This window comes from Stenotrophomonas sp. YJH_SMC_37 (assembly GCF_059370035.1).
Genome location: NZ_JCAFTG010000003.1, coordinates 203481 through 216214, shown reverse-complemented (window position 1 = coordinate 216214; position 12734 = coordinate 203481). Strand labels below are relative to the sequence as shown.

Genomic DNA, 12734 nt, shown 5'->3' with positions numbered 1-12734 from the left:
TATGAGGTGCAGGGCGTGCCTGGCGCAGGCCCATCCGTACACACGCCGCGGCCGACGCGGCCCATCAGGTTGACGAGGTCCCCGATGTCCCACCCGCATTCGACCACCGCCCGTTTCCCTGCTGCCCTGTGGCGCAGCCACCCGATGGCCTGGGCCGTCGCAGTGGCCCTGGGCAGCGTAGTGGCTCCGGCCACTCAGGCCCAACAGGCGTTCAGCCCCGGCTGGTTCGCCGAGCGCGGTGCGGCGCAGGGCGCGGCGGCACAGAGCGGGCGCATGCCCAACGGCGTGCCGATCCAGTTCCAGCTGCCCGCGCAGCAGCAGGATGCGGCACGGCAGAAGCTGCAGCAGTCGATCGACAACCTCGGCACGGCCGCGCAGGCCATCGCCCTGCAGCAGCGCCTGCAGGAGCAGGCACGGCAGGCGCGCCGCGAGGCGGGTTTCGTAGTGGCCGATGGCCTGGGCAAGGATGGCCTGAAGGTCGACGAGAATCCGCTGACCCGAGGCTGGATCAACGCCCGTGAGGCCATCCAGTCGCAGACCGCCGAGGGGCGGGTGCTGGTCAACATCGAGCAGACCGCCGACCAGGCGATCCTGAACTGGGAGACCTTCAACATTGGTGGCAACACCACGCTGAACTTCCTGCAGAACCCCGACTGGGCCGTGTTGAACCGGGTCAATGATCCCGCTGCAAGACCCAGCCAGATTCTCGGCCAGCTGAAGGCCGATGGCACGGTGTTCGTGGCCAACCGCAACGGTGTGGTATTCGGCAACAACAGCCAGGTCAATGTCCGCAATCTGGTCGCGGCGGCGGCGCGCATCAGCGATGCGCAGTTCCGCGAGCAGGGCCTGTACACTGCCGACGCGAACACCTCGGCGCTGACCGACGCCGTGGGCAAGGTCATGGTCGAACGCGGTGCGCGCATCACCACGCACGAACCGACCACGGCTACACGGGGCGGCGGTCATGTGCTGCTGGCTGGCCACAGCGTGGAAAACGCGGGCCAGATTGAAACCCGCAAGGGACAGGCCCAGCTGGCCGCCGGTGACAGTTTCGTGATCCGTCGCGGCGTGGGAACCGCCCAGAACACCGCGTCCACCACCCGCGGCAATGAGATTGCCCCGCGCTTCGTCGCTGACAGCACGGCGGGCAGTGTTCGCAACAGTGGTCTGATCCAGGCGCGCGAAGGCGATGTCACGCTGGCCGGCCGCACCGTCGAGCAGGCTGGAGTGGCCGTTGCTACCACCACGTTGAACCAGCGCGGTACGGTGCACCTGTTGAACTCGGCGTCCGATGCGGCCGGCAGCGTGACTCTGGCCGCCGGCTCGACCACGGCAGTACTGCTGGAGGACGATGGCAAGAGCACGGCGCTGGACAGCCAGCGCAACGCGCTCATCAAGGAATCGGCCGAGCAGGACAAGCTGCGTGGTTCCAGCAACAGTGGCACCTTCGATAATCTCTCGCGCCTGCAGGACCGCCGCGAGCAATCGCGCATCGAAGTCGTGTCCGGCGGCGATGTGAACTTCCAGGCCGGCTCGCTGGCAGTGGCCACCGGCGGCCAGGTGATCGCCGACGCCAGCCGGCGCAGCTATCTGGATGATGGCGCGCGCGTGGACGTCTCCGGTGCGGTGGGTGTGCAGGTGGCGATGGAAAGCAACAACGTCAAGGTGAAGGTGCAGGGCAACGAGCTGCGCGACTCGCCGGACAATCGTGACAGCGGCAAGCTGATCAGCAGCGAGGTGTGGATCGACCGCCGCCAGTTGACCGAAGTTGCCGCCGGTACCGGTGGCTATGAAGGCACGCGCTGGTATGCCGGCGGCGGCCTGCTGGAAGTGGGTGGCTATCTGGACAATCAGGGGCATTCGATCAGCGAATGGGCAGCGCAGGGCGGCACCGTCCAGTTGGCAGGCAAGGAAGTCGTCAGCCACGCCGGTTCGCACATCAATCTGGCCGGTGGCAGCCTGGATGTGCAGTCCGGCGTGGTGCAGCAGAGCTGGCTGCGTGGCCGCGATGGCCAGTTGTACCGCCTTGACGACGCGCCGGCGGAGATGCTGTACGAGGGCCTGTACCAGGGCTATGAAGTGAAGCAGGAACGTTGGGGGGTGACCGAATCGTTCCGCAATCCGCTGGTTGCCCCGGGCCAGCGCTTCGACAATGGCTACACCGTGGGACGCGATGCTGGCCGCCTGTTGATCTCGGCGCCCACGGCCGTCCTGGAGGGCCAGGTGGATACGTTGGCCTTCCAGGGCGCACAGCAGACGCGCCGGCCCGATCAGGGGCAGGAGGGCTATGCGCAGGCACAGACGGCGGTGGCCCGCAACGCCCAGCTGTGGCTCGGGCGTTTTGACAACAGCGGGCGCAGCGCGGTGTTCGACTCGAATGTCCGCATTGGAGCGCTCAAGGCCGATCCCCGGCCGTGGACGCTGCAGGCGCCGGTCGGGGAAGCACAGCGCAATACCGTGTGGTTGGACAGTGAGGTGCTGAGCGCCCAGCGATGGGGGCAGGTGGACCTCGCTTCGGCCGGCCGTATCGACCTCGATGGCACGCTCAGGTTGCAGGAGGGCGGCCGGCTTGGGCTCACCGCAAGCCGCGTCAGCTTCGGTGGAACGGTGCAGATTGCCGGCGGGCAGGTGGAAGCCGGAAATCTGCTTGCGGCGCTTGGCGGGCCCACGGCATTGCTGACGTCCGGACGTGGTGCGGTGGATGTCGCGGCCGGCGCGCGGATCGATCTTGGCGGTGGCTGGAGCAACGCGCTTGCAGCGCCGGAGGGCGGTCCCGCACAGGCGTGGATCGACGGCGGGCAGGTGCGCTTCAACAGCAGCCACGATATCGACGTGGGCCAGGCAGCAGCGATTCTGGTTGATGCCGGCGGTGCGATCGATGCCAACGGCAAGGGGCGCGTCGGCAAGGGCGGCAGCGTCAGTCTGCTCGCGGCCAGCACCGAGGTCGCCACCGACGGCAGCGGCCGGCTGGGCTTCGGCGAGGGCGCGCGCTTCAGCGCGCTCGGCAATGGCAGCGGCAACTTCATATTGGCAACCGGCGGTGCGGTGTCCATCGGCGTGCCTGGCACGGAAGCATCGGCAGCCTCGCTGCGATTGCAGGCAGCGCTGTTCAACAGCGGCTTCGCCGGCTATGACATCGCCGGTCACAACGGTTTGACGGTTGAAGAGGGCACCCCGCTGCAGGTGCAACGACCTGCGCTGCGCTTGGCCGACGGCGCAGCACAGGCTCTGGTCCGCGAGCAGGGCGTGCAGGCCTGGATGCCATCGTTGTACGAAGCCGATCCGAGCAGTGGTCGCGTGGCGCAGCGTGGCGGCGCGAGCCTGACACTGCGCGCGGGGCATCTGCTGTCCACGGCCGACCTGCGCGTTGGCAAGGGGGCCAGGATCGAGGTCGACCCGGGCCAGTCGATCGAACTGTCCAGCGCCGGCAACCTGAGCGTGGCCGGTCATCTGAGGGCAGCCGGCGGCCGCATCCGCCTGGATGAGGCGTTCGATCCATCCGGTGTACGTGGTGATGCACGCCGCGAGCGCCAGTGGACGATCGCCGATGGCGCGCTGCTGGACGTGAGTGGCGATACCGTTTCGCTGCGCGACGCGCGCGGGACGTTGCGCGGGCAGGTGCGCAAGGGCGGAACGATCGAGATCGGGGGCGCGCTGGACTGGGAAGACCAGGACAACGTACGCCACCTGCCACCCGATACCTTCGTGGTGGTGGAGCGTGGGGCGCGCCTGGATGCCTCCGGTGCGTCGGCGCTGCTCGATATCGATGGCAGCGGGCGCACCCGCGTGGACAGCGATGGCGGCAGCATCGTGCTGCGCAGCGGCAATTCCCTGTACCTGCAGGGTGAACTGAACGCAGCGGCCGGCGGCGACGGCGCGCGCGGCGGCACCCTGGGGGTTGCCTTCGGTGGTGGCACCTACGGCAGGACGGCAGACGGCAAGGACGTGCTGGCACCGCGGATGATCTCACTGACCCAGCACGCCGCGCAGACGGCGGACCTGCCTGCACGCCTTGAGTACGGCCATGCGGCACTGTCGGTGGAGCAGATCGAGGCCGGTGGTTTCGATCATCTGGCCCTGTTCGGTGACATCCGTGCGCAGGGGGATGTCAATCTGCGCATGGACCAGAGCCTGCGCATCCAGGGCTCGAACGAGCGTTACCTCGGCTTCGTCCCGGGTGGCAGCGAGGGCGGGCACCTGCAACTGGCCGCGCCGTATGTCCGCCTTGCGCAGGGCCGCTGGTGGCAACCGGCCGGCGAAGGCACGTTGCGCCCGCTGGAGGCGCCCCTCGACGCCGGCCGGCAGCATCGCCTGGAGGTGGGCGCCGATCTGATCGACCTGCGCGATGTGACCTGGCTGGCGGGCTTTGATCAGGTCGCGCTGCGCAGCCGCGGTGACATCCGCTTGCTGGCCCCGGTCGCCAGCAGTTCGCTGGTCTCCACGCTGGCAAGCCCGGGGTCTATCGACATCAGCGCCGCACGCCTGTACCCGGCAGCCCGGGCCAAGGGACGCATCGTGGCCGGCGTCCCCGACATCGGACCTTCAGGCGAGCCGTTCTGGCAGAACCCCGACGCCGTGCTGCGCATTCATGGCATTGCAGGCGGCGCGCAACCGGCACCGGATTCTGCGTTCGGAAGCCTGGAGCTGGTGGCGGCGACGGTGGTGCAGGGCGGCAATGTGCAGGTGCCGTGGGGCCATGTGCAGCTCGGCGGCCGGAAGTTCAACGCCGATGTCGCCGGCCGCGTCGACCTGCTTGCAGGCAGTGTGACGTCGGTGAGCGGAGCGGGCCTGCAGCTGCCGTTTGGCGGCACCGTGGATGGTGTTGGCTGGCGCCGCAACGGTGCCGACTTCGATGTGCTGGGCCCCGGCTCGAACAACATCCCGATCGGTATCGACATCGTGGCCAACGCCTTCAATGGCGTGGCGGGCAGCGTGCTGGACATGTCCGGCGGCGGCGAGCTGTCCGGCGCTGCATTCGTGGCCGGACGGGGTGGCTCGGTGGACGTCCTGCGGCATGCGCTGGCGGATGCGAACCCGCGCTACCGCTTCAGCGGCAGTGACAATGCGGTCTACGCGATCATGCCGGGACGCTCGGGCACGCAGGCGCCGCAGGCGCTCGCTGACGGCAGCGCCGATCCGCGCGTTGGCCAGCAGATTGTCATCCCTGCCGGGGTTCCAGGCCTACCGGCGGGAACCTACACGCTGCTGCCGGCCAGCTACGCACTGCAGAAGGGCGCATTCCGCGTCGAAGTCGGGGCTGAAAGCGCCGTCGGCAGCCGACAGCCAGTGGCGACCGGCACCGGTTCCTGGCGCGTCAGTGGACACCAGGCGCAGAGCCTGGGGGGTGGAGTCTCATCGCTGCTCACTGATCTGGTGCTGACGCCGGCGGATGTGGTGCGCCGCCATGCCAGCTACAACGAGACCTCCTACAGCGCGTTCGTACAGGGCGTGGCCGAGCGGCGTGGTGAAGCGCTGCGCTGGCGGCCAACGGATGCCGGCAACCTCAACCTGGTGCTGGGTGATGGCGCCGGACGTTCGAGCGTGCCAGCCGCGATCTTCCAGGGCGTGTCACGCTTCAACGCCGGCAGCAATGACGGACGGGGCGGCACGCTTTCGGTCAATCTGCTCGCTTCCAATGAGGCGATGCTGGAGATTGCCACCCAGGGCGTTAGTGCCGGCAGTGGAAGCGGTGCCACCCTCTTCGATTCGGCGCTCAATGCGTTCCGCCCGGAAACGATGCTGATCGGCGGCGTGCTGCGACGTGACGCGACGACGTATTCGCTGGAGGGCAGCGCGCAGCACATCGTGGTGCGCAACGGCGTCACCCTGACGGCGCAGGAAGTGCTGCTGTCGGCTGCGTTCGGGGGCAAGGGGATCCTGGTCGAGCAGGGCGCTTCGATCGATACCTTGGCCGCAGCCGATCCCTCGCGCGTGGCGCAGCCCACGGCGCCCTATCTGGTGTCGGGCGGCCTGCTTGCCGTGTCCAACCAGCGCTTGACGGCGCTCAGTGCGCAGGGCGGCAGTGCCGCCGGTCCGGTGGCGATCGACATCGGCGGATGCGAGGTGGACTGCAGTGGCCAGACCCGGTTGCTGTCGGCAGGCAGCATCAATGTGGTCACCGACGGCGCCTTGAACATTGGCGACGCAGTGAGCTATGGCACGCGCCAGCTCGGCCTGGGCATGTCGGCCCTCAACCTCGGTAGTGCCGAAGCCATTGCGACGGCAGCGGCAGCTGGTGGCCTGCCGGCCGGCATGACCATGAACCAGGAGGTACTGCAGCGATTACTGCGCGGAAACACCGCCACCGGCGCGCCGGCGCTGGAGGCGCTCAGCCTGACCGCGCGCGATGCCATCAATGTGTTCGGCAGCGTGGACCTGGATACGCGTGACAGTGCGACCGGCCGCAGCAGTCTACGCAGTCTGGTGCTGGGTGCCCCTGCCATTCACGGCTACGGCAGCGCTACCGACCGCGCGCGCATCTACGCCGATACGCTGGTCTGGGACGGTACGCTGGCCGGCACCGCATTGGCCGGCGGTGAGCAGACCCAACCAGCCGGCGAGGCGATGGTGGGCCGGCTTGGCCAAGGGCAGCTGGAGATCAATACGCGGGTGCTGGAGCTGGGGCGTGCGCCCTTCACCCGGTCCAGCTCGACGGTGGCCGCAGATCGCCAGGTGCTCGGCTTCGCCGGCGTAACGCTGGCGGCGTCGGATCGCATGCTGTTCTCCGGCAAGGGCAGCCTGGACGTCTTCCAGCGCCAGGGCGACTACGGGGCAGGCAGCGGCTGGCAGTTGAATGGCGGCGCGCTGGATATCGTCACCCCGCTGCTGACCGGCAACGCGGGTGCGCAGCTGGCCATCCGCAATGGAGGAACGGTGCAGCTGCGCGGTGCTGCGGCGACCACGGGCAGCGATGCGTTGGGTGCAGAGTTGTCGATCACGGCCGAACGGATCGGCATCGACAGCCGCGTGGCGCTGGCGTCCGGCCGGTTCGAAGCCAATGCCCGCCAGGGCATGACGCTTGGCAGCAACGCGGTGCTTGACATGGCCGGCCGCAAGGTCAGCCTGTTCGACGTGGACAAGTACAGCTGGGGTGGCGACGTGGCGCTGACGAGCCGCGAAGGTGACATCGTTGCCGACGCCGGGTCGCGTATCGATCTTTCCGCCCGCAACAACCGCGGCGGCCGCCTGACCGTTGCTGCGCTGGGCCCGCAGGGCGGCCGTATCGATCTGGCCGGGACCCTGCTGGGCGGCGCCAGCGGTCGCTACGATGCCGGTGGAACCGAAGTGCCCTATGACGGTGGCGAGCTGGTGGTGCGTGCACGCCAGTTGCAGGACTTCTCCGGCCTGAACGCTCGGCTTACCGCCGGTGGCATCACCGGTGGCCGGACCTTCCAGTTGAGTGAAGGCGACCTGGTGATCGGCGATGAGGTGAAGGCCCGAAACGTTGATATCAGCGTCGATGGCGGCAGCCTGCAGGTCAATGGCCGCGTTGATGCCAGTGGCGAACAGGTCGGCAGCATCCGCCTGTCCGCCCGCGACGTGCTGCGTATCGATGGCACATTGGACGCGCATGGCAGCGGCCTGCGCGTGGACAGCTACGGCAAGATCATCGACAGCCCGAACCGGGCCATGATTGAACTGACCTCGGCCAACGGCAGCCTGCAGCTGGGTGCGGCTTCCTCGATGGACCTGCGCGCCGGTACGTCGGTGGCGACCGGTAGCGGCCCGGGCCAGAACGACGGCCGCGCACGCGGCAGCGTCAAGCTCAACGTGCCCCGCGTGGGCAGCAACGATGCAGCAATCGAAGTGGCCAGCGGCATCCGTATTGCCGGCGCCGGCGACCTCCAGGTCAACGCCTTCCGCAGCTACGATTCGGCGCCGCTGGCCAGCGCTCCAGACGTGCACGGCCATCGTCCGCAGGTGATCAACCAGCAATGGCTGGATACGGTGGTGGACCCGGACAACAGCCTGTGGATGAACGCCGCGCTGGCCAATACGGGATTGCAGCAGCGCACCGCCGCCCTGGGCAGCTACCGCCTGCGTCCCGGCGTGCAGCTGGTGGCGCGGAGCAGCAGTGACAATCCGCGTGGCGACCTGGTGGTGGCCGGTGATATCGATCTGTCCGGCTACCGCTACGGACCGCAGTCGAACCGGACTGATCCAGCGCGCCGTGGCTTCGGTGAATCGGCCGCGCTCGTGCTGCGCGCCGAGGGCGATATCAACGTCTACGGCAGCATCAACGACGGTTTCGCACCGCCGCCTGCCAACCCGGATGAGGACGGCTGGGTGCTGTTGGAAGGGCGGAGCGCGGGCTCGCCGAACACCGCATTTGGTGGCGATCTGATCGTGCCCGGCGAGGGCGTCAAGCTCCAGATCGGCACTGAGTTCCGCGCCGGTGCGACACTGAATTACGACCTGCCGTTCCAGGCGCTGACATTGCCGTCGGGTACGGTGCTGCCGGTGGCCATGACACTTTCCGCAGAGCTCACGCTGCCCGCCGGCAGTGTGCTGGGGGCGGCGGTGACCACCGATGGCGGCCAGGTGCTGGCAGCAGGCACCGTGCTGGCCCAGGCGCTCACCCTTCAGGCAGGCGCACGGCTGGGCGCCGGCTTCCGCCTGCGCAGTCCGGCACCGGTGGCGGCCCAGGTCTGGCCTGCCGGAGTGGCGTTGCCGATGGTGATGCGGCTCTCCGGCGCGCTGGATCTGCACGCCGGTGCCATCATCCCCTCGATGACCAAGGTGGAACTGGCCGGCGACGCTCCGGTGAAGCTGCGGGTGGCCGACGCCAGCGGCCGACAGGGGCGCAATTGGGCGTTGGCCTCGATGTTGCCCGAAGGGACCACGTCATGGGACCTGACTGCGGTGGCTGGTGCAGATACAGCGTCTGCCGATCCGCGCACGCGTCGCTGGGGCAGTGACGGCAGCATCGTGCTCGCCGACAGCCACTACAGCACCATCGGTACAGTGACCACCACGACGGAATGGAAAGGCGATCGTGTCGTCAACCTGGAAGGTTCGCTGTTCTGGTGGGGGGACGACAGTCTGGTCGGCAAGTCGCCCCGGGAGGCGGCTGAAATGCTGGGTGTCGCCGAAGGTGACATCTGTGAACTGGGACCGTTCTGCGGCGCGGCGCCGCGCCTGGTGGACAAGGAGGGTTCGCTGATGTGGTGGGGGGACGAGTCCTGGGTCGGCAGGCCTGCGTCGGAACTTGGCGCCGAGATGGGCATGTCCGAGGAAGATATCTGTGCAGTCACCGGTTACTGCTACGGCGGCGGCACGCTTACCGAAGTCACTACCTACGGCAAGCGCCTGGGCTCGCCGGCCTGGAGCGTGTTGCGTACCGGCAAGGGAGACCTGGCGCTGCTGGCGGCGCAGGACGTGCGCATGAAATCCGGCTTCGGTGTCTACACCGCAGGTACGCCCACCCATCTGGGTGATGGCAGCGATCCGCGCTTCAACGCGGCGCGTGCGCCGAAGCCGGAGAACACCTTGCTGCTTGGTTCGACCCAGGCCTCCGGGGCCTACGACGCGGCCCTCGCCAGCTATCAGGCGTGGTATCCGGACCAGGGCGGCAATCTGCGCATCGAGGCGGGGCGCGACATCATCGGCGATACATGGAGCTTCCGCGCGGAATCGGGCACGGTCCAGCGCGACCAGGCTGGCCACTCAAGCGCAGCGGTGGGCAACTGGTTGTGGCGGCAGGGAACGGGCACCACCGGCGGTGTCGTGCAGACGCCGACCAGTTGGTGGATCAATTTCGGAACCTACAGCACGGTGAGGCCCGAACTGGATGCAACCCCCCGCCTGGTGGGCTTTACCGGGTTCGGGACGTTGGGGGGCGGCAATCTGAGCCTGGACGCAGGCCGCCATATGGGCATGCTGGACAGCATGGGCAACGCGCTGGGATACGAGATCTCGCCGCATTCGAGTGCGCTTTCGGTCGCGGTCGGATCAACCGGGCGCGTGGTCGATGGCCAGTTGCATGTCACCGGCGGTGGTGACATGGCCCTGCGCAGCGGGGGTGCACTGAATCCGGGCCTGCGTGCCAGCAGTCGTGGCAGCACATCGGATCAGCAGGACCTGGACGTCAATGGCGTGGTGACCAATGTTCGTGGCAATACCCGCATCGACGCTGCGCGCATTGGTGGCCTCAGTACAGTCCAGGCCAGCTATGGGCAACTGGGCCTGAAGGATCCGCTGGTGGCCGACAGCCCGGTTGCGATGGCCGGACCGGTGCTGGTGCTGGGCGACTCAACCGCGCAGTTGCAGGCGCGCGGCGACGTGGTGCTGGGTAGTGCCGCCGATCCAGGCCGGGTTCCCGTGGCCAATTTCAACACGATCGTGCTGGATGATGGCAGCCGCGCGTCTGGCACGAGCTGGTTCTCGCTATGGACGCCGCGCACCGCGCTGGACCTGTTCTCCGCCGGCGGGAATCTGTCGCCGGGCCTGGTGGGCACGCAGCATGCGAGCGGCAGCAATCAGGCCAGGGAGGTGGTCGAAATCAACGCCAGCAATGGCGACATCTATCTCAACTACTGGTTGTATCCCTCCCGGTTCACCGCCATTGCAGCCTCGGGCAACATCAATCTCGCCAATCTGCGCAGCGGCAGTGTGCCTGATGCCCAGGACGTCATCCTGCTGGCGCCCTCGGCGTCGGGACGGCTGGAGGTGCTGGCGGGAGGATCGATCCTGGCCGCCAACCGAGCGACACAGATCGCGCGCTCCAGCAGTGATGCCCGCATCCCTGGTCCGTTCGATCCCGGCTTCATCGCGCAGGGGCCCGGAAACGCGGGAACGGTGCGCAGCAATGTATCCGTCGATGGGAACGCCGCCAGCCCTGACACCGTGCTGCCGTATTTCGCGTTCGGTCCCAATACCGCGCTTGGTGCGTCGTTGTCGGCTACGCCGACGGCGGTCAGCCGGTTCTATGCCGTGGCCGGCGATATCATCGGGCTGGGCAGCGGCAGCAGGCGGCAGCTCTCGCGCAATGGCCAGAATGGCGGACGTACCGTATTTGACTGGTTTGAGGCGGGCTCGGCGGTACGGCTGCGCGCCGGCCGCGATGTCATCAGCGCCGATGTCACCGCGCTCAACACCCGCGGAACCGATATCAGCGGGATCGAGGCGGGCCGGGACATCATCCGCAGCAATCTGACGGTGGCCGGCACGGGCAATGTCGAGGTCAGCGCCGGTCGCCAGCTGCGCCAGGAAGAGGCAGGAAGCATCGTCAGCCTGGGCGGCATCGTGCAGGGCGATACGCGCCCGGGCGCAAGCATTGCCTTGACGGCGGGCAATCAGGCCATTGATTTCGATGCACTGCGCACGCGCTACCTGGATCCGGCCAACCTCGCCGATCCCTCGCAGTCGTTGGCTGCGCAACCGGGCAAGGCGGTGAAGATCTACGACAAGGAGTTGAGGGAGTGGCTGCAGCAGCGCTTCGGTCTGGCGGTTGGTGGCGCCGAGGCCCTGGCGGCATTCGACCGGCTGCCGAAGGAACAGCAGCGCATCTTCCTGCGCCAGGTCTACTACGCCGAACTGCGTGAAGGTGGGCGCGAGTACAATGATCGGAATGGGCCACGCGTTGGTTCTTACCTGCGCGGCCGCGAGGCCATCGCCACGCTGATGCCGGACAAGGACGCTGCCGGAACGGCCATCGACCGTACCGGCGATATCCTGTTGTACGGAAGCTCCGGCGTGCGTACCGAAGCCGGCGGCAACATCGAGCTGATGGCGCCGGGCGGACAGATCGTGGTGGGTGTGCAGGGCGTGGTGCCGCCGGCCAGTGCCGGGCTGGTGACCCAGGGGCAGGGTGACATCCGGCTGTTCAGCCAGGACAGCGTGCTGCTGGGCCTGTCGCGGGTGATGACAACGTTCGGCGGTGACATCCTGGCCTGGTCGGAGCAGGGTGACATCAATGCCGGCCGTGGTTCGCAGACCACCTTGTTGTACACGCCACCGCGCCGCGTCTATGACGGCTGGGGCAATGTGCTCCTGTCGCCGCAGGCCCCGGCCAGTGGTGCAGGCATCGCAACGTTGAACCCCATTGCCGAAGTGCGGCCGGGCGATGTCGACCTGATCGCGCCGCTGGGCACCATCGATGCGGGCGAAGCTGGCATCCGCGTCTCGGGCAACATCAACCTGGCCGCGCTGCAGGTGCTCAACGCCGCCAACATCCAGGTACAGGGTGAAAGCAAGGGCCTGCCCGTGCTGGCCACGGTGAACGTCAACGCGCTGGCCTCGGCCAGTGCAGCAGCCAACAGCGCCAGCCAGGCGGCACAGGATGTGATGCGCAAGAGCCAGGATGATGCGCGGCGCAACCAGCCATCGGTGATCAGCGTGCAGATCCTCGGTTTCGGCAGCGGCACCAGCAGCATCAACCCGCCGGCGCGTGGCAATACTGCCAACGCTGGCTATGACGCCAACAGTGCCTTCCAGTTCCCGCAGGCAAGTCGCGACGAGGGCACGCAGCGCCGGTAGGCCTCTTGCAACGGTGCCGATCAACGGTCGGCACCAAGGTAGATCCACGCCATGCGTGGATGCGATCGGGCCGGAAGAACGGACAGCATCGGGCCAGCCGCCAAGGAGCGGTGGCGGCCCCAGCCAGGACGGCACGGAGGGCAGGGAACGGCCATCAGCGGTGAGGACCACCGACACAACGCCGCCGGGTGCAGGAGAGTGCCCGGCGGCAGGCGGGGGGATCCATGCAATGCGCGGATTCCGGAGCCAACAACAAT

At 67.9% G+C, this 12734-nt stretch carries 1 protein-coding gene; it reads left to right on the top strand.

Annotation, left to right across the window (positions count from 1 at the left end; translation table 11 throughout):
* Positions 1–84: 84 nt before the first annotated feature.
* Complete coding sequence (locus AC5P8J_RS05680) at positions 85–12477, top strand: filamentous hemagglutinin family protein (protein ID WP_494539921.1); 12393 nt, start codon at positions 85–87, stop codon at positions 12475–12477.
* Positions 12478–12734: the final 257 nt, after the last annotated feature.

What these genes read in the sequence shown, in the direction of transcription:
- AC5P8J_RS05680 (WP_494539921.1), top strand. Translation starts at nt 85, where the DNA reads ATGTCCCACCCGCATTCGACCACCGCCCGTTTCCCTGCTGCCCTGTGG.